The 23,725-nt window shown below is 41.2% G+C and carries 24 protein-coding genes; 15 read left to right on the top strand and 9 right to left on the bottom strand.

Annotated elements, in window-relative coordinates:
* Positions 1-71: 71 nt before the first annotated feature.
* Entirely contained in the window at positions 72-887 is an 816-nt protein-coding gene (gene motA, locus H9649_RS14485; protein ID WP_191695620.1) for a flagellar motor stator protein MotA, read from the top strand.
* On the top strand, positions 871-1,641 hold the full coding sequence (motB, locus tag H9649_RS14480) for a flagellar motor protein MotB (RefSeq protein WP_191695619.1): 771 nt from the start codon (positions 871-873) through the stop codon (positions 1,639-1,641). Before motA ends, motB begins: the two co-directional genes overlap by 17 nt.
* A gap of 218 nt (positions 1,642-1,859) precedes the next feature.
* On the opposite strand, the gene H9649_RS14475 is transcribed toward motB, so the two are convergent.
* Complete coding sequence (locus H9649_RS14475; RefSeq protein WP_191695618.1) at positions 1,860-2,081, bottom strand: DUF1128 domain-containing protein; 222 nt, start codon at positions 2,079-2,081, stop codon at positions 1,860-1,862.
* Positions 2,082-2,123: 42 nt separating this feature from the next.
* Positions 2,124-3,512 carry an alanine/glycine:cation symporter family protein gene (locus tag H9649_RS14470; protein WP_191695656.1) on the bottom strand — a complete coding sequence of 463 codons (1,389 nt, stop codon included), beginning with the start codon at positions 3,510-3,512 and terminating at the stop codon, positions 2,124-2,126.
* Between the two features lie 243 nt (positions 3,513-3,755).
* Here H9649_RS14470 and H9649_RS14465 point away from each other — a divergent pair, with 243 nt between their 5' ends.
* Both H9649_RS14465 and H9649_RS14460 read left to right on the top strand, forming a co-directional pair.
* Positions 3,756-4,133 (top strand): YtxH domain-containing protein, encoded by a 378-nt coding sequence (locus H9649_RS14465; RefSeq protein ID WP_191695617.1) that lies wholly within the window; start codon positions 3,756-3,758, stop codon positions 4,131-4,133.
* A 23-nt stretch (positions 4,134-4,156) separates the two neighbouring features.
* Positions 4,157-5,143: a YihY/virulence factor BrkB family protein gene (locus H9649_RS14460; RefSeq protein WP_318241700.1), complete on the top strand. Its 987-nt coding sequence runs from the start codon at positions 4,157-4,159 to the stop codon at positions 5,141-5,143.
* A gap of 21 nt (positions 5,144-5,164) precedes the next feature.
* Here the strand turns inward: H9649_RS14460 and H9649_RS14455 are convergent, their stop codons facing one another.
* The 6 genes from H9649_RS14455 to H9649_RS14430 form a co-directional block, all read right to left on the bottom strand.
* Positions 5,165-7,069 (bottom strand): heavy metal translocating P-type ATPase, encoded by a 1,905-nt coding sequence (locus H9649_RS14455; RefSeq protein ID WP_191695616.1) that lies wholly within the window; start codon positions 7,067-7,069, stop codon positions 5,165-5,167.
* Between the two features lie 246 nt (positions 7,070-7,315).
* Positions 7,316-8,854: a fumarate hydratase gene (locus H9649_RS14450; RefSeq protein WP_318241699.1), complete on the bottom strand. Its 1,539-nt coding sequence runs from the start codon at positions 8,852-8,854 to the stop codon at positions 7,316-7,318.
* Between the two features lie 20 nt (positions 8,855-8,874).
* Positions 8,875-9,051 (bottom strand): SE1561 family protein, encoded by a 177-nt coding sequence (locus tag H9649_RS14445; protein WP_191695615.1) that lies wholly within the window; start codon positions 9,049-9,051, stop codon positions 8,875-8,877.
* A gap of 330 nt (positions 9,052-9,381) precedes the next feature.
* On the bottom strand, positions 9,382-9,768 hold the full coding sequence (locus H9649_RS14440; protein WP_191695614.1) for an OsmC family protein: 387 nt from the start codon (positions 9,766-9,768) through the stop codon (positions 9,382-9,384).
* Between the two features lie 72 nt (positions 9,769-9,840).
* Positions 9,841-10,644, bottom strand: coding sequence for a polysaccharide deacetylase family protein (locus H9649_RS14435; RefSeq protein WP_191695613.1), 804 nt, complete (start codon positions 10,642-10,644; stop codon positions 9,841-9,843).
* 56 nt (positions 10,645-10,700) lie between these two features.
* The gene (locus H9649_RS14430; protein ID WP_191695612.1) at positions 10,701-11,600 is read right to left on the bottom strand and encodes a TIGR01777 family oxidoreductase; all 900 of its coding nucleotides are present in this window, start codon (positions 11,598-11,600) and stop codon (positions 10,701-10,703) included.
* 87 nt (positions 11,601-11,687) lie between these two features.
* On the opposite strand from H9649_RS14430, the gene recX reads away from it, so the two are divergent.
* The gene (gene recX / locus H9649_RS14425) at positions 11,688-12,500 is read left to right on the top strand and encodes a recombination regulator RecX (RefSeq protein ID WP_191695611.1); all 813 of its coding nucleotides are present in this window, start codon (positions 11,688-11,690) and stop codon (positions 12,498-12,500) included.
* On the top strand, positions 12,490-12,822 hold the full coding sequence (locus H9649_RS14420) for a YfhH family protein (RefSeq protein ID WP_191695610.1): 333 nt from the start codon (positions 12,490-12,492) through the stop codon (positions 12,820-12,822). The genes recX and H9649_RS14420 overlap by 11 nt, the downstream gene beginning before the upstream one ends.
* A gap of 80 nt (positions 12,823-12,902) precedes the next feature.
* On the opposite strand, the gene H9649_RS14415 is transcribed toward H9649_RS14420, so the two are convergent.
* Positions 12,903-13,886: a metal-dependent hydrolase gene (locus H9649_RS14415; protein WP_191695609.1), complete on the bottom strand. Its 984-nt coding sequence runs from the start codon at positions 13,884-13,886 to the stop codon at positions 12,903-12,905.
* A 114-nt stretch (positions 13,887-14,000) separates the two neighbouring features.
* On the opposite strand from H9649_RS14415, the gene mutY reads away from it, so the two are divergent.
* From mutY to nikC, 9 genes are all read left to right on the top strand, one after another.
* Positions 14,001-15,053, top strand: coding sequence for an A/G-specific adenine glycosylase (mutY, locus tag H9649_RS14410; protein WP_191695608.1), 1,053 nt, complete (start codon positions 14,001-14,003; stop codon positions 15,051-15,053).
* A gap of 59 nt (positions 15,054-15,112) precedes the next feature.
* Positions 15,113-15,304 (top strand): gamma-type small acid-soluble spore protein, encoded by a 192-nt coding sequence (locus H9649_RS14405; protein ID WP_191695607.1) that lies wholly within the window; start codon positions 15,113-15,115, stop codon positions 15,302-15,304.
* A gap of 173 nt (positions 15,305-15,477) precedes the next feature.
* On the top strand, positions 15,478-16,026 hold the full coding sequence (ntdP, locus tag H9649_RS14400) for a nucleoside tri-diphosphate phosphatase (protein ID WP_191695606.1): 549 nt from the start codon (positions 15,478-15,480) through the stop codon (positions 16,024-16,026).
* A 110-nt stretch (positions 16,027-16,136) separates the two neighbouring features.
* Positions 16,137-17,882 (top strand): ABC transporter ATP-binding protein, encoded by a 1,746-nt coding sequence (locus H9649_RS14395; RefSeq protein ID WP_191695605.1) that lies wholly within the window; start codon positions 16,137-16,139, stop codon positions 17,880-17,882.
* Positions 17,883-18,041: 159 nt separating this feature from the next.
* The gene (locus tag H9649_RS14390; RefSeq protein ID WP_191695604.1) at positions 18,042-19,064 is read left to right on the top strand and encodes an ABC transporter ATP-binding protein; all 1,023 of its coding nucleotides are present in this window, start codon (positions 18,042-18,044) and stop codon (positions 19,062-19,064) included.
* Complete coding sequence (locus tag H9649_RS14385; protein WP_191695603.1) at positions 19,036-20,049, top strand: ABC transporter ATP-binding protein; 1,014 nt, start codon at positions 19,036-19,038, stop codon at positions 20,047-20,049. The genes H9649_RS14390 and H9649_RS14385 overlap by 29 nt, the downstream gene beginning before the upstream one ends.
* Positions 20,046-21,632: an ABC transporter substrate-binding protein gene (locus H9649_RS14380; RefSeq protein ID WP_191695602.1), complete on the top strand. Its 1,587-nt coding sequence runs from the start codon at positions 20,046-20,048 to the stop codon at positions 21,630-21,632. Before H9649_RS14385 ends, H9649_RS14380 begins: the two co-directional genes overlap by 4 nt.
* An 83-nt stretch (positions 21,633-21,715) precedes the next feature.
* Entirely contained in the window at positions 21,716-22,720 is a 1,005-nt protein-coding gene (locus tag H9649_RS14375) for an ABC transporter permease (protein WP_191695601.1), read from the top strand.
* 16 nt (positions 22,721-22,736) lie between these two features.
* Positions 22,737-23,633 (top strand): nickel transporter permease, encoded by an 897-nt coding sequence (nikC, locus tag H9649_RS14370; RefSeq protein WP_191695600.1) that lies wholly within the window; start codon positions 22,737-22,739, stop codon positions 23,631-23,633.
* Positions 23,634-23,725: the final 92 nt, after the last annotated feature.

Genomic DNA, 23,725 nt, shown 5'->3' with positions numbered 1-23,725 from the left:
AGTAAGTCTAAAGATTACATGGTTTATGTCGAAATAAGAAGAAGTAGAGTGGAAAACTTGGAGGTACTAATGTGGATAAATCAACCGTATTCGGATTAATAACTGGTTTTGTTGCATTGTTTGTTGGTATGACAATGAAAGGTGTAACACCCGACAAACTATTTAACGTGGCTGCATTGCTTATTATAATTTTGGGAACGATTGCGTCTGTAGTTATCGCTTTTCCGATGAAAGAGATTCAAAGGGTACCAAAACTGTTCGGTGTCATTTTCAAAGAACAAAAATCGACATCAGATGCTGATCTCATAAGGATTTTTTCTAGCTGGGCTGATATTGCTAGACGAGAAGGGCTTTTATCGTTAGAAGCAAAAGCCGATGAAGTTACCGATCCATTTTTGAAGAATGGTCTTGGGCTTGCAATTGATGGACAAAATGCAGATTATATACGCGATGTGTTGTCAGAAGAAGTAGAGGCTATGGAGCAGCGACATGCTGGAGGAGCACAAATATTCTCCCAAGCTGGAACGTACGCACCGACTTTAGGAGTACTAGGAGCGGTAGTAGGGCTTATCGCCGCATTACAGGATATGAATAATATTGATGCGCTTGGACATGCAATATCTGCCGCTTTCATCGCTACGTTGCTCGGAATATTCACGGGGTACGTTCTCTGGCATCCATTTGCAAATAAACTTCAACGGAAATCAAGAGAAGAAGTGCGTCAGAAGATGATGATGATAGAAGGGATCCTCTCAGTACTTGAAGGAGAAGCACCACGAGTGATCGAACAGAAATTAGCATCCTATCTGTCTATGGAAGAACGTCGAAAGCTCGCTGCGAAAGCACCGGGCGAGAAGGAGGCGGGCCAGGTTGTCGAAGAGACGTAAGAAAAAACACATTGAAGCTAGCGAGGTTAATGAATCCTGGCTCCTACCATACGCCGATTTGTTGACATTGCTTCTAGCGTTGTTCATCGTCCTATTTGCTTCTAGTACGATTGATGAAGCGAAATTTAAACAGATGTCTTCAGTGTTTAACCAGATATTCGATGGAGGAACAGGTGTAATGGATAGCGCTTCGCCCACAGAAGCCATTGTACCTCAGAATTCCAATGCAACTGGAGAGTTTGATGAAAACACTTCTTATTTGGAAGATCAGCAATCGCTTAGTGCCATACAAGATAGATTAGATGAATATATTGCTGTACATGAATTGGAAAATCAATTTCAAACGAAGTTAACTGAAGAAGGTCTTTTGATTTCTATCCGTGACAATATACTTTTTGAAACTGGAAGAGCTTCAATTAAACCGCAATACTTGAATCTCGCAAAAGATATTTCCAAACTGTTAGTATTTGAAAAACCGCGTCAAATAGTCATAACGGGGCATACGGATAACATCCCAATCAGTAGCCGGGAGTTTGCCGATAACTGGGAACTGAGTATGATGCGCGCCATTAACTTCTTAAAGATCATCGTAGGAAACAATGAATTGAATCCGCAACTTTTTAGCGTCAAAGGATATGGAGAACATCATCCCGTAGCTTCTAATGATACAGCTGAAGGCAGAAGTAAAAATCGCCGCGTGGAAGTGCTTATTCAGCCGCTCGTGCTAAAAGACGGGACTGCCGTAGAAAAATAATAAAAGAGGCTGGGAAATAAACGTGAAAATGCATGAATGACATCATTGTCTTCATGCATTTTTCCTGTTTACTGCTTTTTCAAATACGTATTCTGATGGAATTCGGGAGTGGACCGCAGGGGAACGGACTTATTAGTAATGTCCCAGTCTCTTTTGCTAATCTAGTTTGAAATAAGAAATAGCCGGACCGACAGTGATTCTGTCGATCCGGCTATCGGTCATTTACGTAGTGATCCAAGTTCTGCAGCGATGGCTTGCATTTCGTTTGGAGTGATTGTTTCCCTCTTCATAACCATCTCATACATGTACACGAGGTCTTCATACTTCTCAGTGTTGAAGCTTTCTGGTCTCATTGCATCTACGTTGACCATTCTTAGCTTGTCTTTAATCTTTTCAATCATATACGTTACATTTTCAGTTGTTGGTTGTGATAAATCCATTCTATTGTCCGCCCTTCATCTAGCATCGGACTAATCATCACATTATTTTGACGCGCTGTCAACAGATGTTGAACGTCCAAGCTTTTCTGCTTCTTTCTCTTCTTCGATTTTCTTTTTGAACCGCTTTGTCTCTAATACAATGACACCAGACAATCCAAGAAGACCAATTAAGTTCGGAATAGCCATCAATCCGTTCAATACATCTGCAAGTGTCCACACAACATCGAGCGATACGACTGCTCCTACCATGATAAAGGCAACGAAAGCAATGCGGTATGCTAGAACTGCTCCTTCTTTTGGGAATAAGTATTGGAAGCATTTTTCTCCATAATAACTCCATCCTAAAATCGTAGAAGTTGCAAAGAACACGAGACCGATAGTGACAACAATTGGACCTGCTCCACCGAGGAAATGCCCAAATGCTGCAGAAGTTAATGCTCCAGAACCGATGCTATCGTCTTTCCATTGACCAGACATGACGATTGTAACCCCTGTAATTGAACAAATGATTAATGTATCAAACAACACTTGAGTCATGGAAATGAGTGCCTGGCGACCAGGCATATCCGTCTTTGCAGCAGCAGCGGCAATCGGTGCTGAACCAAGCCCTGCTTCGTTTGAGAACAGTCCACGAGCAACACCGAAACGGATAACTGCCCCGATAGCTCCACCAGCTACGGCTTGTCCAGTGAAAGCATCGCTGAAAATAAGTGCAAAAGCTCCAGGGACCAGATTGAAATTCATGACCATAACAACTGCACCAGCGATAAAATAGAATAAGGCCATGATCGGAACAAAGAAAGCTGTAACGCGACCAATTGATTTGATTCCGCCAAGGATGACGAGTGCACCGAAAATTAATAAACCAATGCCCGAAATCCAGTTTGGTACGTTAAACGTATTATACAAAGCTTCTGCAACAGCTTTAGATTGTGTTCCGTTACCGATACCGAATGCAGCAAGGGCACCGAAAATCGCAAATAACACGCCAAGCCATTTTTGCTTTAGACCATGTTCCAAGTAATACATTGGCCCTCCAGCCATACGACCTTTGGAATCTTTCACACGGTATTTGACAGCGAGTATCGCTTCACCATACTTTGTAGCCATTCCGAAAAAGCCAGCAATCCACATCCAGAAGATTGCTCCAGGACCACCCATAACAACGGCGGTAGCGACACCGACAATATTTCCGACACCTACTGTTGCTGCCATTGCAGTCATCAACGCCTGGAATTGAGTAATGTCACCTTCAGATTTTTTATTATGCTTACGGGAAAATACCTGTTTAAGAGAATATGGTAATAATCGAAGTTGTATGACTCCAAGCCTAATTGTTAAAAATATCCCTGTTCCTACTAAAAGGATGAGTAATGGCGGTCCCCAAATAAAATTACTTGCCGTGTTTAAAAATTCCAATACCTTTTCCATTGTTTTCTCCATTCCATAGCCCCCTCGTTTATCTACACTGCTAGATTCATCCAATCTCTAGTTAGTAATTCTCTCTCCGAAATCCCTCCTATAGTTAACTATGAATAGTTGTTATTACTAATATTCCGAAACTTAGACAAATTAGTCAAGTACTATTTTCAATTTTCGACAAGATTGTTTGTTTTTCTAAACTAGGGGTATAATGATATATGCATATTTAGATACCATAGGAGGGGATTTTTAGTGGGTAAGAGCAAATTCAGTTTATTTATTATAACAGGAGCGTTGGCAGGTGCGGCGGTCAGCATGCTTGATAAGAGTACTCGCAGTCATGTTTTGGACACGTCTAACAGAATGACGAAACAGATTGGCTTCTATTCAAGAAACCCGGAAGAACTAAAACTTAAATTACAAAATACGAAGGACAAGTATGTCTCCATCTATGAACAATTTTCAGGTGATGCAGCATATATAAAAACTCAAGTTCAAGAATTAAAAACACTTACTCCACAAGTGAAAGAACTTGTTTCCGAAACAAAAGAAGCATTTGTTGAATCAAAAGAAGAGTACAAGGACCTTGTAAAAGACCCGCTTGTAAAAAATGAACCAAAAAAGTTATGAGCTCAAAAAGGAGTGAGTCAAATGTGAAAACACGCGAGCCGTCAACTCCAAAAGAAGAAGACAACACAAAACTGAAGAAAATAAGCAGCTTCATGAATAATTCTAAGATTATGGGCTTTATCGATGACGTTAAAGAAGGGGAGATAGACAAATTCGACGTTACGACGACGAATGGCTTCTGGAAAGAACTACTAGTGAGACTCAAAAATGTTGATATTACAGGACTAGGCTCTCAATTAGCCTTCTTTTTCCTGTTGTCGCTATTTCCTCTACTAATCTTCTTAATGACATTATTGCCTTTTTTAAATATTGATCAAAACCAAATTTTTCTGTTAATACGCGACTATGCCCCAGAAGGTGTCTATACGCTTTTGCGTGATACATTAGCGGATATATTGAAAAACAGAAATGGCGGTTTGCTCTCTATTGGTGCGTTGGCAACTATTTGGTCGGCTTCTAAAGGGATGAATGCAATCATAAAAGGATTAAATCAATCTTATTATGTAGAAGAATCCAGACCATTTTTAGTTGCAAGAGGGATGTCTGTTATTTTCACGGTAGCACTAATTGGTGTGTTAATCGTAATGCTTCTATTGCCGGTGTTTGGTGAACAAATCGGTTCATTGGCATTTTCGTATTTTGGAATGGAAGAAGGATTTTTGAAGTTATGGTCGAAAATACGATTGATTTTACCACCAATTCTCATCTTCATGGTTTTTGTTACACTTTACTGGATAGTACCGAATAAAAAGATCCATTTCATCAGTGCGATTCCAGGTGCGATATTTGCTGCTACAGGATGGATACTTACGTCGTTGGCATTCGCATTCTATGTAGGAAACTTTGCAAGTTATTCAGCTACTTATGGAAGTATTGGAGCGATCATAGTCCTTATGATGTGGTTATACTTGTCAGCTATTATACTCCTGCTTGGCGGGTTGTTAAATGCAGTTATGGAAGACCGTGCACAAGCAAAGAAAGCGAAAAAAATGAGCAATGCTGTCGTCTGACATGCATTGCTCATTTTTTATTTAGCTTACTTTATTCAACAGACGCAATCCGTTTAAAATGACAAGAATCGTACTTCCTTCATGACCAATTACGCCAAGCGGCAAATCTACAACTTGCATGAAGTTTGAAATGATGAGAACCGCGATAACAGCAACAGAAAAGAACACATTCTGCTTAATGATTCGCTGCATTTTCTTTGAAACTTTCACCGCATAGGAAATGCGTGTCAAATCATTTTGCATAAGGATGACATCTGCCGTTTCAAGCGCTACATCCGTTCCTTCTCCCATAGCAATACCGGAAGTGGCGGTTGCTAGGGCAGGGGCGTCATTAATACCGTCTCCTACCATACCTACTGCTCCGTATTCTTTTAGCAATTCCTTCAGATGATTTACTTTCATTTCGGGTAGACATTCAGAGACATACCTGTCGAGACCAGCTTCTGTAGCAATGGCGTTTGCAGTTTGCTCATTGTCACCGGTTAACATAATAGATTGGATGCCTAACGCACTTAAATCTTTAATTGCCTGAATCGCTTCAGGTCTTAACGTATCTTTTAACGCAATTGTCGCAACTATACCTAAATCATCTTTCATGAAAACAACTGTTTTACCTTCTCCGTAGAGTTTGTCAATAATTCCATCATGAAAATCAGCGGTTTCAGTTTCGCCGACAAACCTTGGATTACCGACGAGTATTTCTTTGTTCTCCACTGTTGCACGAAGGCCATAGCCTGGTACATCTTCTATTTGAGGGCTTTCTCTAGTAATAACGCCTTGGCCTTCCGCGTATGCAACAATTGCAGTAGCGAGTGGATGATTAGATTGCGCTTCAATGCTTGATAAAATTGATAACGTCTTTTCAGAATCTGCGCCTTTTCGGACATGAAAGTCCGTTACAACAGGTTTTCCTGTCGTCAGTGTTCCTGTTTTATCGAATGCAATTGCTTTTAGTGAGCCCAATTCCTCAAGGTGGACACCGCCTTTAAACAGAATCCCGCGTTTAGCACCGTTAGACACAGCAGCCAAAGTAGCAGGCATGATAGATGCAACAAGTGCGCATGGGGAAGCGACAACTAATAAAACAATGGCTCGATAAAATGTTGTAGTCCAATCCCAATCAAAGATGAAATGAGGCAAAAACATCATGATAAAAACGGTGAACAATACAATTTTTACATACGTACCTTCAAACTTCTCAATAAACTGTTGTGAAGGTGACGTTTCATTTTGTGCATTTTGAACAAGAGTAATAATCTTTTGAAATAACGTATCAGTACTTGGTTTTGTCATTTCCATCTGAATGGCACCGCTTATATTCATCGTTCCTGCAAACAATTCATCGGATACCCCACGTGTTACAGGAACAGATTCACCGTTGATGGCAGACATGTCAATAGAAGTGGTTCCTTGAATAATTTCTCCGTCTACAGGAATCCGTTCACCTGGTTTTACAACAAGTTTAGCACCGACAGACAGGGAAGAGATGGACACACTGACAGTTGAACCGTCTTCTTGCAGTAGCCAAGCTTCTTCTGGTTGCATTTCCATAAGTGCGGAAATTTCCTTATGACTCTTGTTTAATGTATATGTTTCCAGTGCTCCACTAATTGCAAAGATGAAAATAAGAATAGCGCCCTCTGCCCAATAACCGATAATGGCTGAACCGATTGCAGCGAATACCATAAGCATCTCTACATTCAATTGTTTTTCTGCAATTGTTTCCTCGATGCCTTCCTTTGCTTTTGCGAACCCACCAATTAAAAATGCAATTATGTAAAAAGTGATGGATAGCGTTTCATCTCCGCTCTTGCCGATTAGCCAAGCTATCAAGATTAAAACACCTGACAAAATGGCTGCAACTAATTCCAGATGAGCAGTCCAACCTGCGGGTGTGTTTCGTTCCTCTCTAGTTTCTGTTGTCATTTAATAACCTCCTAATTGAGAATGACTATCATCTTCATCTATTTTCATTATAAATAAAAACCTGATTTACATTGATATTTAAACCTTATTGAGAATCAATGATAATCATTTTGATATTATAATCATTATAATTAAGAGTATAACATGTGGTCAAAGGAAGTAGTAGTGAAAAGTTTACTAGTCTTCTTATAAATGAAAAAAGCCACAGTACTAATGGTTTTACATTAGTACTGCGGCAGTCATATATTAGTTGAAAACTTTCTCTTTAAATTGTGATAGCTTTTCCAAAGATGTTTTATCCACATCAGCATGCAAGCTATTACCATGGGAATCCATTGTTACAACTGCTGTAAATCCTTCTACTCGTAAATGCCACATCGCTTCAGGTATACCGAATTGCAATAGATCGACACCCTCAACTTCCTTAATGCAATCTGCATAGTATTGAGCCGCTCCACCGATGGCGTTTAAATAGACGCCACCATGATCTTTAAGCGCAGCAAGTGTCTTAGGTCCCATGCCGCCTTTACCTATTACAGCCCTTACACCAAACTTCTTCATAATGTCACCTTGATAAGGCTCTTCACGAATTGAAGTTGTCGGTCCTGCAGCTTTAATTTCGTACGATCCGTCTTCGTTTTTCAGAACGACTGGCCCACAGTGATAAATGATATGGCCGTCTAAATCGACAGGGGAATCATTTTCAGATAGATACTTATGAATTGCATCTCGTCCTGTATACATGCGACCACTGATTTTGACGACATCGCCGACTTTAAGCTCGCGAATCTGTTCTTCAGATATTGGGGCAGTTAGTTCGACTGTCCGTGTTGCCTGTTGGCTTTTGTCTTCCGACTCATTCTCATGGAAAGAAAGTTTTTCACCTTCATTATAATGCCAATTCTGCACTTCACCAGATATAGCGTCAACATCTACTGCCATTCTACGATAAGCCCAGCAATTGTAGGCGACGGAAACGTAGAAACTTGCTGGGATTCGATCCATTACGCCAATTTTACAGCCGAGCAAAGTGACTTCGCCACCAAAACCCATAGTTCCAATACCTAACTGGTTCGCACTTTTTAAAATATACTCTTCTAATCTTGCAAGCTCTTCATTAGGATTATGATCATACACTTCACGGAAAAGCTGTTCTTTTGCGAGTTCGTATCCTGATGCACGGTCGCCACCGATTCCAACACCGATAAAACCTGCTGAGCATCCTTGTCCTTGTGCTTGATAGACAGAGTGGAGAATACATTTACGAATTCCATCTAAATCGCGGCCAGCTCTTCCTAATCCATCAAGTTCCGTAGGAAGGCTATATTGGATATTCTTGTTTTCGCAGCCGCCGCCTTTAAGAATCAGCTTCACTTCAATGTGGTCCTGTTCCCATTGTTCAAATTTCACGACAGGAAGTCCGATGCCTAGATTCGTTCCGCTATTTTCACCTGTAAGAGAATCAACGGAGTTCGGTCTAAGCTTACCGTCTTTTGTTGCCTGTACCATGGCGCGTTTGATCGCTGCTTTAATTTCAAGCTGATTAACGCCGATTGGTGTTTTAATTTTAAACGTAGGCAATCCAGTATCTTGGCAAATCGGGGACAATTTGTCATCAGCCATATTAATATTCTTAGCGATTGTATCGAGACTCATTGCTGCACGTGTACCAGCATCCTCATTCGCTCTCGCTGCAGTTACCGCACGTCGCACATCTTTCGGCAAATTTGTTGATGTCTCACAAATGAGGTCATACATGCTTTTCTCTAAATTTTCTATGTACAATCTAATTTCCCCCTGTAGGATCATTTATCTGTTTTAAGTTTATTCATCTGGTTTTCCAACTCATCAATGATGCTGATCAGTTGATCAATATCATTTACGTCTGTTGTTTCAGGTTCAATTGAATCGAGTTTTTCCAAAAATTGATGCAGGCGGTTTTTCAACTCGTCCACATGTCCGTTGTTTTGCTGTTTTTCCAAGACATACACCTCTTTTCATCATAGTAATCGTATATGAAATACGGTTTTATTTCAATGAGTGATCTTGTAGTTTCAATAGATAGAAGATTCTTCTTAACAAAATGTTTACAATAGATAAAATACGTGATATGATACATATAATCTCAACTAGAGAAGGAGGCTGTAGAGTAGAGACGAATCGAATCCTACTATTTGAAGGAGGGGATCCGTGTACGTTTGCCGGCGATAGCCGCTGAGCGCCTACGAATTATATGCAAAATGAAAGTGAAGGTTCCATTCATATGTAAAAGCCCAGCCGTAATCTGAATTCAGATATGGACTGGGCTTTTATCATTTTACAAATTCATATGACTTTACGACTTCGATGGAATCTTTGACAGATTGGAGCATTGAACAGTTATTGTCTGTTACTTCCATAATTTTATCCATCTTTTCGTTATCGAGCTCAATACCCTCGATGATGAAGTGCAAATGGATCTTCTCCACGCGATTTGCCTTCTCTTCATTGCGATACACTTCTTTTACATCAATCGTAATATTATCCGCAGGTATACGTTTCCTCTCAAGGATTTTACGCATGACACCGCCGCTACAGACTGCGATTGAAGATATGAGTAATTGATAGGGTCTAAAGCCGAATTCATCATTACCGGATATTTGTAAAGTACCATAAGAAGTTTCAGTTTGGAATCCGTTCTCTGTCATTTCAAATTTCATATTATACACCCTCCTTGTTTTGGTTAGTATACATGAGTAACAAAGAGGTTATTAAAATTATGCTTGGAATAATTAGCGTATTGCAGAATTGACATTTTCATATTCCATGACAAGGTCATCTAGTGAGCGAAATTCATAGCCGGCTTTTTTGGCATCACGTATGAAATCTGGCAACGCTTCTGCATTATCGGAGGATACGGTGTGCATTAGGATGACTGCCCCTGGGTGAAGTTGGTTCATCAATTCGTTATATGCATAATCACGGCCACGAGGTTTGTCTGCATGCCAGTCAATGAAGGCGACCGACCAAAATATATGACGATAGCCGAGCTCATTTCCTTTGTTCAAAACGGCATCATTGAAAATGCCTTCAGGAGGGCGCGTATAGATTGTCCGTTCTTGTCCGGTCGTTTTAAAGAGCAGTTCATCGAATTTTTTCCATTCGGATTCCATGCCTGCTTCGGTCAAATTAGCCATATTCGGATGTCCATATGAATGGTTTCCAATTCCATGACCCTCTTTGATCATTTGCTTAACAAGAGGAGCAGCACTCTTTAAATAGTGTCCTGTCAAAAAGAAAGTGGCTGGCACTTCTTCATCCTTTAAAGCTTTTAAGATGGCTTCTGTATAACCATTCTCGTAACCATTATCAAAAGTGATATACGCTACTTTTTCATCTGGTTTACCTTTGTAAATAGCGCCATACTGTTCAAGCATTGACTCGAGTGCTGCACCTGCATTCGGTGGTGTTCCGTTCACGGCTTTCTTGAATCCCCAGTGAAACTCTTCGGCTTGTGCAGAGAACGGATTCATCAGTAAACCTACTACAATTATGAAAGCAGCCATTAATATACCTGGACCATGTTCTTCAACCATGTTTATACACCTCTCCTTTTTGCGTAGGATGTGTAAAGGAGAGGATTGTATACACGTCAGTTCAGTAAATCATCTAAAGCGGCAGCTAACGTAGGATATTTAAATTCAAATCCACTAGCGATAAGCTTATCGGACGAGACGAATTGACCTTCCAACACTAGCTTGCTTTTTTTACCTAAAGCTACTTTCATAAGAACAGCTGGAACTGGAAACAGATTTGGCCGGTGTAATGTATACGCGATCGTTTTGCCGAATTCGCTCATCCTTACTGGAAAAGGCGCTGTAATATTGAAAGGCCCTTGCGTTTTTTCATCGTTCAATAGATGGATGGCTGCACGCCCAACGTCTTTCACATGCACCCAAGAAACCCATTGTTTACCCGATCCCACTTTTCCACCCGCGAAAAATTTATAAGGCAGAACCATAAGCGGTAGTGCACCTTCGTCTTTTCCGAGAACAAGTCCAAATCGCATATATGCGACGCGTATACCAAAGTCCTTTAATGTAGAAGCTTTTTGTTCCCAGTCACGTACAGTAATTCCTAAAATACCGTCATCCACTTCATCAGATTTTTCCGTATAGATGATCGTTTCCGATGTTGGATAAATACCTACTGCGCTTGCATTAAGGAATACATGAGGTTTTACGGGAAGTTTTGAAATGATACGTAGCAACTCATCTGTTGCAATCATTCGGCTGTCATAAATTTTTTTCTGATGCTCCTCAGTCCAGCGACCGTCATTAATGGAAACACCAGCTAGATTAATAAATGCATCGGCATCACCGATCTCAGATTCAGGTGAAGCGCCATCTGTTAGCCATGTTACGTACTGTATGCCTGATTCGTTCACTCTCTGCTTGCGTGAGAGGATAATTACTTCATGTCCTTCATCCAGTAACAATTTGGTGATTTCTTGTCCAACGAATCCCGAACCTCCAGCGATTACGATCCTCAATAAGAACACCTCCATATACTTGTAAACCGATAAGCTGACCTCCAGGAATAGAACATGTATACTTATAAAAAGGGGAGGTCGACGTCATTGTCTGTTATAACGAAAATAACACAACAAAAGCGTGATAGCGAACGTTATAATATATATTTAGATGAAAAGTATTCTTTTAGTGTTCATGAATCTATTTTAGTAAAGTTCGGCATGACGAAAGGAATGCAACTTGACGAATGGACGATGGACGAGATTACATACGAAGACCAGATCGCTAAGGCGTTCAACCGAGCCCTGCATTTCCTGTCGTTTAAAATGCGCAGCGAATCCGAAGTGAAGAAAAAGCTGTTGGATCTCGAATATGGTGAAGCGGTTGTGCTTGAAGCGATTGTTAAACTGAAACGTCTTGGTTTCCTTGATGATGAAGCATTTTCAGAAGCAGTTATGCTTACGCAAAAAAACACATTAGGAAAAGGTCCAAAAGCAATTAAACAGGAATTGATGAAAAAAGGTGTCGGAAAGGAGTTGCAGGAACAAGTGCTAGAACAATATTCCGAAGAAGAACAATTTTCCGTTGCCAAAAAGCTTGCTGAAAAGGCGGCTAGGTCGAACCGCTCCATTCCACCTGCTCAGTTAAAACAAAGAATTCAAAATGCATTAGCGAGAAAAGGATATAATTTTGGATTAATTAATAGTGTGCTTGAAGAAATCGATTTCGAACGTGAAGAAGATGAATGGGATGATATAACTGTTTCTGTCGGGGAAAAAGCTTGGCGTCGTTATGCATCTAAACATACAGGCTATCAATTAAGAAATCGGGTCAAACAGGCGATGTATCAAAAAGGTATACCATTAGAGAAAATCGCCTTATTCATTGAAAAAAAGGAGAACGAAGACGATGGAGAATGAAAAAAAATATAGTGATATGAATGAACATGAATTACGCTCTGAAATCGGCAGATTGATGGAGAAGGCACGCAAAGCCGAACAGATGGGAATGATTAATGAATTCGCCGTTTATCAGCGAAAAGCTTTAATGGCGAAATCTTATATGATTGACCCCGCTACAATCGTTCCTGGAGAAATGTACCGGATTGACGGCGATGAAGGGGTCTTCTTCCAAGTGGATTACTTAAAAGGCCGATTTGCATGGGGGTACCGTTTAGGCGGCAACCGTGCAGAAGAAGCTTTACCGATTGCCATGTTGCAACCTGTCAAAACGGGAAAGTGAAATCCACCCATCTAGTTATATGAAGAAAAGCTTGTCCGGTATCCTAAAATGGAAGTTGGACAAGCTTTTGTCTGTTCGCGTTAAGAGTTTGGAACGAATTTGAGTTTTTTGCGTAACTTATCTTCAGAGAATATCCATCCAGTATATGAATTGATTACTTCCATCTCTTCATTGACGTGCGCCACTGCAACGAACGGGTAATAATCTTTACTTCGATAACGTAAGTCAATTAAACGCAGTTCGTATAAATCACCGATATGCGACACAGACCATCTGTAAATAGGTGAAAATGAAACAAATGCTTCGATGTTCTTATCTTTCATAGCAACATCTATATATGGGGATTCAGGCATCTTTTCCCGTTCGAACTTGTCGTAAATATTTACCGATCGTCCATAGGCCCTGCCTACGTAATGACAATTTTCATTGGATGCAGCTACTCTCCATTGGAAGAAATTCATCGTCGGGGCGATAAATATATGTTCGGCATCAGGTACGGTGTTTTTCACTGCATTTTTGACAGCTGCTTTTACAGCGAACCGCAATAGATAGTAGAAGAAGATAATCATATACATGACCATGAAAGTAGGGACTGGTTCCATTCCGAATATCCATAAGGCGATCCCTATTATATGAAGTGCGAAAATAATTGGGTCAAACGTGTTAATGACTCCAATCGCCACCCATTTATTCGAAAATGGCCTTAGAGCTTGTGTACCATACGAATTAAATATATCTACAAACACATGGATGAATACTGCAAGAAAGGTCCACGCCCACACATGAAAAAATTCCGAGGCAGGAAAAAGCAACGACAATAAAGTAGCCAAGACGAGTGGCCAAAGCATGACTGCAGGCACAGAATGGGTAATTCCTCTATGATTGCTTATATAGACTGCATTATTTCTCAATTTCAGGACTGTATCGACATCAGGTATCAGTGAACCGGATACGATACCGATATAGACAGCTGTCATTGTGACAGAATCTGTGGCAACTACGGGGTCTGCCATAGCTAATCCGCAAATAGCGGCACCCATGACAATATGTGTTCCTGTATCCAAATAATCACTCCTTTATTGGCTTGAAATATAGTGATGGACCGGAGAATAGTATTGTATGATTAGTATATACCCTTTTTTCCGTTAACGAAAAGCATATGCAATATGGAGGTAAACATGCAATTAATTGATCATAAAGAAGAATTCAGGAAAGCTTTAATCGAATGGTATTTACGCGAAAAAAGAGATCTGCCTTGGAGGCGAACGTCAAATCCTTATCATATCTGGGTATCAGAAGTCATGCTGCAACAAACACGTGTCGATACAGTCATCCCTTATTACGAAAGATTCATTAGCAAATTCCCGACTCTTACTGATTTAGCTCAAGCAAAAGAGGAAGATGTACTTAAGATGTGGGAAGGTCTCGGATACTATTCGCGTGGCCGGAATTTGCAGGCAGGTGTGAGAGAAGTAGTTGAAATGTATGGAAGTGAAATTCCGGATACACGGCAGGAAATATCTAAATTGAAAGGCGTTGGGCCTTATACCGCCGGCGCTGTTCTCAGTATTGCATTTGGTGTACCGGAACATGCAGTCGACGGGAATGTTATGCGTGTAATTTCAAGGTTATTGCTTATTGAAGAGGATATTGCAATTCCTAAAACAAAAAAGATTTTTGAAACAGTCATTATGGATTTGATTGACGAAGATGATCCGTCGTCATTCAATCAAGGGTTGATGGAACTTGGCGCGACAATATGTACACCTAATCCTAAGTGTCTACTTTGTCCAGTTCGTGATTTTTGTGAAGCTTTCCATGAAGGTCGACAGCGTGAACTTCCGTTAAAATCCAAAAAAATGAAGATGAAGACAATTCCGATGCAAGTGTGTGTTATCCGTAATTTGCAAGGTGAATGGCTGATGAAACAAAGACCTGCAACAGGGTTACTTGCGAATATGTGGGAATTCTTAATGATTGAAGACGTCAGGAATGATATTGAAGTTTTAATGAAGGATAATTATGGAATGACGGTTGAGCGTGTCAGACATCTGCTCGATTTCAAACATATTTTTTCTCATTTGACTTGGACTATAACGAGTCATGTAGCTGTAACAGATGAACGTGCTCCAGAAGGATTTGAGTTCTTTTCATCTGAGCAAGTGGAAAGGCTACCGAAAGCCGTTCCCATGATGAAAATTTGGAATGAAGCGCAAAATAAAATGCAATAAATTCCTCCGAATAATATTGTAGCCATTGTGCATCATAGTGGTTACGGAGGTGAAAATCCATGACAAAAAACAATCTTAACAATTACAAACAAGCGCAAAACCAAGCACAATCCAATCAACAGAACATGCAAGAAGAGTTTGGTTCTGAAACAGATGTAAATCATGTTAAGCAACAAAACATGAAAGCTGAGCAAAACAAGCGTAACGCTTCTGGTGCTCGTGCAAACAGTTACGAAGATCAGTCAAAGTAATGGATGGACATCACCGGCCGACAGCTTAAAAGCTGTCGGTTTTTACTTTCTCTTTATACATAAATCCCTACAGAAGTTGTCTTCAAACAGTAAGGTCTATCGTTTCAAATTTGTCTGACCAATTGGTATAATGTACGGATATATAGGTTTAGACATTAAAGGTGGTTTTTCAGATGGTAATACCGAAAGAAGGGGAAACGATACAAGTCCACAGTTATAAGCATGATGGCAACATTCACAGAGTGTGGCAGGAAACGACTGTCTTAAAAGGTACTAAAAATATTGTAATCGGCGCGAATGAACGCACGCTTGTAACTGAAGCGGATGGACGCACATGGTTAACGAGGGAACCTTCTATTTGTTATTTCCATGCCGAGCATTGGTTCAATATTATTTGTATGCTTCGTGAAGATGGTGTGTATTATTATGTGAATATGAGTTCACCATTCGTTTATGACCATCACTCTCTTAAATACATCGATTACGACTTAGATGTAAAAGTTTTCCCTGATATGAGTTATTTAATATTGGATGAAGACGAGTATGCGGATCATAAGAAAAAGATGAATTACCCCGAAGTGATTGACCAAATCTTGTGGCGTAACCTTGATAAGTTATTACTTTGGGTCAAGCAGCGGAAAGGTCCATTTGCGCCTGATTTTATCGAAGTGTGGACATCAAGATATCAATTTTATAAACAAATGAATAAAAATGGCCACTGACAGCCTGCCTGCGATTGTGCAGTCAGGCTTTTATGGCGTCAAAATGAAAACAGGTATCTAGTCTCGACAGGAACTGGATATATATAAAGGCAAGTAGAAGGAGAATGCGCATGGGTGAAAGCATAAAACGCTATATGAAGTTTGTTAAACCGTATAATTGGCAAATATTATTAACTGTACTTATAGGAATTGTAAAATTCGCGATTCCTTTGTTTATTCCCTATCTTATTAAGATTGTCATTGACGATATTATTGGTGCGGAAGCGTTGACTGATCCGGAAAAAACGAAGCAATTATTTCTATGGCTTGGAGGCACGGCGTTGCTGTTCTTTCTCATAAGGCCGCCGATTGAATACTACAGGCAATATTTTGCGCAATATGTGAGTAATAAAATACTATTTGACATACGTGAGAATCTGTATGGTCACTTGCAAAAACTGGGACTACGCTATTACTCCAATACGCGTGCAGGTGAAGTGATTTCGCGCGTCATCAATGATGTAGAACAAACAAAGAATTTTGTTATGATCGGCCTCATGAATGTATGGTTGGATTTGGCAACAATCATTATTGCTGTCACCATCATGTTGACAATGGACGTACCATTAACTTTAGTAACATTGCTTGCATTCCCGTTCTACGCTTACAGTGTGAAGCACTTTTTCGGCAAGTTGCGTGTCCTAACGAGAAAACGTTCGCAGGCGCTCGCTGATGTACAAAGCTATTTGCATGAACGGATTGCAGGAATCAGTGTCATCAAAAGCTTTGCACTCGAAGAGAAAGAGCAAGAGCGATTTGACGAGACGAACGGCAATTTTCTAGATAAGGCAATTGACCATACGAAATGGAATGCGAAAGCATTTGCGGTCGTCAATACGATAACGGACGTAGCACCTCTATTAGTCATTGCGTATGCCGGCTACCAAGTGATTAACGGACCTTTATCCATCGGTGTCATGGTAGCGTTTATCGCCTATATCGATCAGCTATACAATCCACTGAGACGTCTAGTTAACGCATCCACATCATTAACACAATCATTTGCTTCTATGGATCGTGTGCTTGAATTAATGGAACAGCCGTATGATATTACGGATAAGGACAACGCCAAGTCATTACCGTTCATTAATGGAGAAGTTACATTTGATAATGTAAGCTTTACATATGATGAAAAAGACAGCAACGTGCTGAGGAATGTCAACTTCACCGTCAAACCTGGCGAAACGGTAGCCCTCGTCGGTATGAGTGGTGGGGGGAAATCTACGATTGTCAGCCTCATTCCTCGCTTTTACGACGTGACGGAAGGTGCTATTCGAATCGATGGATATGACTTGCGCGACGTGCGAATAAAATCATTACGTGACCAAATCGGTCTTGTATTGCAAGACAGCATCCTATTCAGCGATTCTGTGAAAAGTAACATCTTAATGGGGAAGCCGGATGCTACGGATGAAGAAGTATTCGCAGCAGCGAGGGCAGCAAATGCGCATGATTTTATCGAACTGTTGCCGGAAGGATACGCAACGACTGTCGGAGAGCGAGGCGTAAAATTATCCGGTGGACAAAAACAACGAATTGCGATTGCGCGGGTATTCTTGAAAAACCCTCCGTTGCTGATCCTTGATGAAGCGACATCAGCATTGGATCTTGAAAGTGAAGCGCTCATTCAGGACTCTCTTGAACGGTTAGCGAGTGACCGAACAACTTTCATCGTTGCACATAGGTTATCGACAATCACTCATGCGGACAACATTTTTGTCATTGACCATGGCGAGTTGAAAGAAGTCGGAACTCATGAGGAACTTATGAAAAAACAAGGGATCTACTATAATCTGTTTCAAGTTCAATCGATTTGATTTATTAAATCTGAAGCCACCGAGTATTTCGGTGGCTATTTTTATGGAGTAAAATTGCTGAAGTAAATATTTCATTAAAAAGCGGATATTGTCCTTCGCTGAACAATATGATGATTAGTATAGACGCATGTACCAGATTAAGTATGGAAGGTGATTTCGATGAACGAAAGTAAACGGATTCTGGAAGTGAAAGAATTGCAGACAACCTTCTTTACAGATTCGGGTCAAATTCCAGCTGTGGACAGGATCAGTTTTTATTTATCTGATAGTGAAATAGTCGGTATAGTTGGCGAGTCTGGATGCGGCAAAAGCGTCACTTCGCTATCCGTCATGGGGCTAGTACCATCTCCGCCAGGCAAAATCACAGGTGGGGAAATTCTCTACAATGGCCGTGATTTGACAAGGCTCACAGATAAAGAAATGAGAAGAATCCGTGGAAATGACATAGCCATGATCTTCCAGGAACCGATGACATCGTTAAATCCATTGTTCACAATCGGAAACCAGATGATCGAAGCGATAGCCATTCACCAAAGTGAAATGTCCAAGAAACAATCGGAAGAGAAAGCCGTTCAAATGCTGAAACTTGTTGGTTTGCCAAGAGCCTCAGCGCTGATGAAAGACTACCCCCATCAACTATCCGGTGGGATGCGGCAAAGAGTGATGATCGCGATGGCACTTGTTTGTGATCCGAAGGTTTTAATAGCAGATGAGCCAACTACTGCTCTTGATGTCACGATTCAAGCACAAATATTACAACTGATGAAAAAGCTGAATACCGATTTAGGAACAGCAATTTTATTAATTACACATGACTTAGGCGTTGTAGCTGAAATTTGTGAAAGAGTGATTGTCATGTATGCAGGACAAATCATTGAGGAAGCACCAACTTCAGTGCTTTTTAAAGATCCGCAACATCCATATACACAAGGGCTTATCCAGTCTGTACCTGATATGCGTTTGAAAAAAGAGCGTCTGTATTCGATCCCAGGAAATGTCCCAAAACCCGGTACGATATTGACGGGGTGCCGATTTGCTCCGCGTTGCAAATTTGCATTTGACCGTTGCATAAGTGAAAATCCTGAACTATATGTCACTGCGGATGTTCATCAGACACGCTGTTTCCTATATGAAGAGAGAAAGGTGAAAATGGATGGCAACAACACCTTTGTTGACAGTTAGAAATCTAAAGAAACATTTTCCGGTAAAGAAAGGAATGTTCGGGAAGACAGTCGGTCATGTAAAAGCTGTAGATGATATATCTTTTTACGTGAATCACGGGGAGACTTTAGGAATCGTAGGAGAGAGCGGTTGCGGGAAATCTACGACTGGACGAGTCCTTATGCGCTTATTGGAACCAACTGCAGGAGACATTCAATTCGATGGGAAGGATCTCACATCTTTAAGCGCAGAAGAAATGCGTAAAACACGTCGTGATATTCAGATGGTTTTCCAAGATCCATATGCATCCTTGAATCCGCGACATACAATCGGCAAGATTTTGGAAGAGCCGTTAATTGTACATGGCATGTCCGATTCCATTGAGAGAAAAAAGAAAGTGCAGGATTTTTTGGAGGTCGTCGGATTACATGCCTTTCACGCAAAAAGATACCCTCACCAATTTAGCGGGGGACAGAGACAAAGAATCGGCATTGCACGTGCATTGATGACGAATCCTAAACTGATCATTGCTGATGAACCAGTTTCTGCTTTGGACGTTTCCATCCAGGCGCAAGTATTAAATCTCATGCAAGATCTCCAAAAGGAATTTAATCTTACTTACATCTTCATCGCTCACGATCTTGGTGTCGTGCGGCATATTAGTGATCGGGTCGGTGTCATGTATCTAGGGAAATTAGTGGAAATCGCTCCTAGCGAACAACTATATGAGAAACCTATGCACCCATACACACAGGCTTTACTATCTGCAGTACCGGTACCAGATCCCGATTTTCATAAAGAGCGACTTCTTATAGAAGGCGATATGCCTGATCCAGCAGCGCCTCCACTTGGATGTGCATTTCATACACGTTGCCCTTATAAAATGGAAATTTGCACAACAGACATTCCGCAACTCATTGAACAACATACTGGTCATTCTGTCGCCTGTCATCTTTACGGAAGTCAGGGAGACAATGATATAAAACAAATGGAGGGGTCTCTATGAGTAAGAAAAGGGTGTGGCCAGTTGCCTTATTAGTTTTGCTGCTAGTATTGTCATCGGCTCTCGCGGGTTGTGGAAAGAAAAGTAGTGGGAATTCAGGAGATACATTAGTCTTCGGGCGTGGAGGTGACTCGACATCACTTGATCCGTCAAGGGTTACGGAAGGTGAGACATTCAAAGTTACTGTTAACGTGTATGAAACCTTGTTGAACTTCGGCGAACAAGATACTTCCATCCAGCCAGGGCTTGCGAAAGAATGGAAAACAGATGACGGTTTGACGTATACATTCATCTTGGAAGAAGGTGTTAAATTCCATGATGGTACAGATTTTAACGCAGAGGCTGTTGTTAAGAACTTCGAACGGTGGGCAAATGGTGATGCGGATAGGTTCCCGTATTATAACTCCATGTTCGGCGGATTCAAAGGCGATGAAGGGCATGTCATCGAATCGGTTGTTGCAGAGGGGGATTACACCGTACTGATAAAGTTGAAGCGACCGCAAGCACCATTTTTGAAAAATATTGCAATGAGCATGTTTGCCATTGCAAGTCCCGATGCATTTGAAAAAGGAGACGACCAATTCGAAAGGAATCCTGTAGGTACAGGGCCTTTCAAATTCGTTGAGTGGAAAGCGAATGAGACAATTACACTTGAAAAGTTTGGCGACTACTGGCAAAAAGGGCTACCTAAGCTTAACAAAGTCATTTTCAAATCCATTCCAGACAACTCAGCTCGCTTAAATGCATTAATTGCTGGGGAAATTGATTTGGCAGACGGCATCAATCCTGCAGATGGAGAAATGATTGAAGATAATAAGGATTTGCAACTGATTAAACGTCCGTCCATGAACGTCGGATATCTCGGTTTAACAGTTACACGCGAACCGTTTAATAACAAAGAAGTGCGACAGGCGATGAATCATGCAATTGATAAAGAAACAATCATCAATTCATTCTTCGAAGGCCAGGCGAATATCGCTAAAAACCCGATGCCGCCTTCAATTTTCGGCTATAACGATGACATAGAAGGATATGCATACGATCCTAAGAAAGCGAAAGAGTTATTAACGAAAGCAGGTTACACGGACGGATTTGAAATGGAGCTTTGGGCGATGCCTGTTCCACGTCCATATATGCCTGACGGTGCGAAAGTGGCTGAAGTAATTCAGAGCAACTTGGCAGACATCGGTATAAAAGCGAAAATTGTCACGTATGATTGGCCAACTTACCTCGATAAGGCAAGTAAAGGGGAAGCAGATGCTTTCATGCTCGGTTGGACAGGGGATAACGGAGATGCAGATAACTTCCTCTACGTGTTATTAGATGAAGACAATATTGGCAGCAACAACTATACGTATTTCAAAAACGACAAGATGCATGATCTATTTATAGAAGCACAAACAGAAGTGGATGAGAAGAAGCGAATTGCATTGTATGAAGAAGCACAGGAAATCATTCATGATGAAGCCCCATGGGTACCACTTGCTCACTCAACACCATTACTAGCAGCGAGCAAAGGGGTAACAGGATTCGTACCTCATCCTACAGGATCGGATCTTTTAGCAAATGTAGAGTTAAAAAAGTAGATTCGAATTGAGGGCATGGACAGAGTCTGGCCCTCTTTTTCTTACTTGAAAACAAGTGAACGAGAATTCGCGAGGTGAAAGATATGCTCAGTTATGTAGGCAGAAGATTAGTACATCTCATACCTGTATTACTTGGAATGGTCTTCATCGTTTTTATGATGATTAGGGCCATACCCGGGAACCCAGCACAAGTTATTTTAGGTCAGCAGGCGACGGCCGAAGCGGTAGCTGCCATGAATGTGAAACTTGGGTTGGACCAACCGTGGTATATTCAGTTTTTTAAATACTTGGGCGGCGTTCTACAAGGGAATCTGGGCGAATCGATGCGTACGAGGCTTCCAGTAGCAGATGAAATTTGGCCTCATCTGGCGGCGACGATGGAACTCGCTTTCTTTGCAATTCTTATTGCAATTGTCATAGGCATTAACGCGGGCATCGTTTCAGCTTGGTTTCAAAATTCATGGTTTGATTACATAGCGATGGTTTTGGCGCTTGTTGGCGTGTCGATGCCGATTTTTTGGCTCGGTCTTTTAGGTCAATGGACGTTTGCAATCGAGTTCAGCTGGCTACCTACGACAGGCAGGGAACCGGTAAGGGATCCGGTGAATGCGATAACTCATCTCTATATAATCGATACGCTAATTCAAGGAAGATTCGATCAGTTTTTTGAAGTGGTTCGGCACCTCATATTGCCTGGAGCTGCTTTGGCGACGATACCGATGGCAATTATTGCACGTATGACCCGGTCAAGTATGCTCGAAGTATTGCGCTCCGATTATATTCGAACGGCACGTGCGAAAGGACAAAAAATGTTTTGGGTCGTTTATAAACATGCCTTTAAGAACGCCGCAATCCCGATACTGACAATCATTGGACTTCAAATGGGTATGCTTCTTGGCGGCGCGATTCTGACGGAAACCATTTTTGCATGGCCAGGAATCGGCAGGTATATTTACGAAGCGATTAGTTTTCGGGACTATCCGGTCATTCAATCAGGCATTCTCGTTGTCGCATTCATTTTTGTTATGATCAATCTCATTGTAGATCTTCTGTACGGTTTGATTGACTCGAGGATTAAATATGACTGAGGAAGGGGGAGAGTGAATGACTAAATCAATACAGAAAACTGAGGGGTTTCTAGAAGCGGAAGTTGGAAAAGCGACAGGACCATGGAAAGAGGCATGGCGAAGTTTCCGTAAGAGTAAGACGGCGGTTGTCGGCATGTTCATAATTGTGTTTTTCATCCTGCTTGCGTTGTTTGGTCCATTTATCGCTAAAGAAGGCATTAATAATCAGCTAGCGGTAGATCGGCTTCAGCCTCCTTCCGCAGAATATTGGCTTGGTACGGACGATTTTGGTAGGGATATCCTTTCGCGCATAATACACGGAGCACGTATTTCTCTCTCGGTAGGGTTCCTTTCAGTCATAGCCTCGGTGATAGTAGGAAGTCTTCTCGGAATCATCGCTGGTTATTATGGTCGTTGGATCGATACACTAATTTCAAGAGTTTTTGATATAATGCTTGCATTCCCTTCGATTTTACTTGCAATAGCAATCGTATCCGTTTTGGGACCAGGTCTTGAAAATGCTTTGATCGCGATAGCAATCATCAATGTACCGAACTTCGGTCGACTTATAAGATCCAAAGTCCTAAGTATCAAAGAGGATGAATACATTACAGCGGCGAAAGCAATCGGGATGAAAGACGGCAGAATATTGTTTTCTCATATTTTGCCGAATTCGATGGCACCTGTAATTGTTCAAGGAACACTTGCGGTCGCAACTGCCATATTGGAAGCGGCGGCACTTGGATTTCTCGGGCTAGGCGCACAAGCACCACAACCTGAATGGGGAAAGATGTTGGCGGATTCAAAGTCATATTTGCAATCGGCTCCTTGGACGATGATCTTCCCTGGACTCTCCATTATGCTCACGGTTTTAGGTTTCAATTTGATGGGAGACGGTTTACGGGATGCGCTTGATCCTAAGATGAAAAACTAAAAAACCTCCAAGGGGAATGATGTGACCCCTAAAAGTTAGAGTTTTATATTACGCAGCTAATTGGCTGGCGTGAAGACGGTACTGAACCGGAC

Origin of the sequence: Sporosarcina quadrami (genome assembly GCF_014836615.1) — a bacterium.
Taxonomy (GTDB): domain Bacteria; phylum Bacillota; class Bacilli; order Bacillales_A; family Planococcaceae; genus Sporosarcina; species Sporosarcina quadrami.
Note: the sequence above shows the minus strand (reverse complement) of the source record. Positions and strands in the feature narration are given on the sequence as shown.

Excerpts from the sequence above, each read along its gene's own strand:
- H9649_RS14420 (WP_191695610.1), top strand. The coding sequence starts at position 12,490 with ATGGAGAATGAAAAAAAATATAGTGATATGAATGAACATGAATTACGC.
- H9649_RS14470 (WP_191695656.1), bottom strand. The coding sequence starts at position 3,512 with ATGGAAAAGGTATTGGAATTTTTAAACACGGCAAGTAATTTTATTTGG.
- H9649_RS14390 (WP_191695604.1), top strand. The coding sequence starts at position 18,042 with ATGAACGAAAGTAAACGGATTCTGGAAGTGAAAGAATTGCAGACAACC.
- H9649_RS14435 (WP_191695613.1), bottom strand. The coding sequence starts at position 10,644 with ATGGTTGAAGAACATGGTCCAGGTATATTAATGGCTGCTTTCATAATT.
- H9649_RS14380 (WP_191695602.1), top strand. The coding sequence starts at position 20,046 with ATGAGTAAGAAAAGGGTGTGGCCAGTTGCCTTATTAGTTTTGCTGCTA.
- H9649_RS14405 (WP_191695607.1), top strand. The coding sequence starts at position 15,113 with ATGACAAAAAACAATCTTAACAATTACAAACAAGCGCAAAACCAAGCA.
- nikC (WP_191695600.1), top strand. The coding sequence starts at position 22,737 with ATGACTAAATCAATACAGAAAACTGAGGGGTTTCTAGAAGCGGAAGTT.
- mutY (WP_191695608.1), top strand. The coding sequence starts at position 14,001 with ATGCAATTAATTGATCATAAAGAAGAATTCAGGAAAGCTTTAATCGAA.
- H9649_RS14375 (WP_191695601.1), top strand. The coding sequence starts at position 21,716 with ATGCTCAGTTATGTAGGCAGAAGATTAGTACATCTCATACCTGTATTA.
- ntdP (WP_191695606.1), top strand. The coding sequence starts at position 15,478 with ATGGTAATACCGAAAGAAGGGGAAACGATACAAGTCCACAGTTATAAG.
- H9649_RS14395 (WP_191695605.1), top strand. The coding sequence starts at position 16,137 with ATGGGTGAAAGCATAAAACGCTATATGAAGTTTGTTAAACCGTATAAT.
- H9649_RS14475 (WP_191695618.1), bottom strand. The coding sequence starts at position 2,081 with ATGGATTTATCACAACCAACAACTGAAAATGTAACGTATATGATTGAA.
- H9649_RS14455 (WP_191695616.1), bottom strand. The coding sequence starts at position 7,069 with ATGACAACAGAAACTAGAGAGGAACGAAACACACCCGCAGGTTGGACT.
- H9649_RS14385 (WP_191695603.1), top strand. The coding sequence starts at position 19,036 with ATGGCAACAACACCTTTGTTGACAGTTAGAAATCTAAAGAAACATTTT.
- H9649_RS14440 (WP_191695614.1), bottom strand. The coding sequence starts at position 9,768 with ATGAAATTTGAAATGACAGAGAACGGATTCCAAACTGAAACTTCTTAT.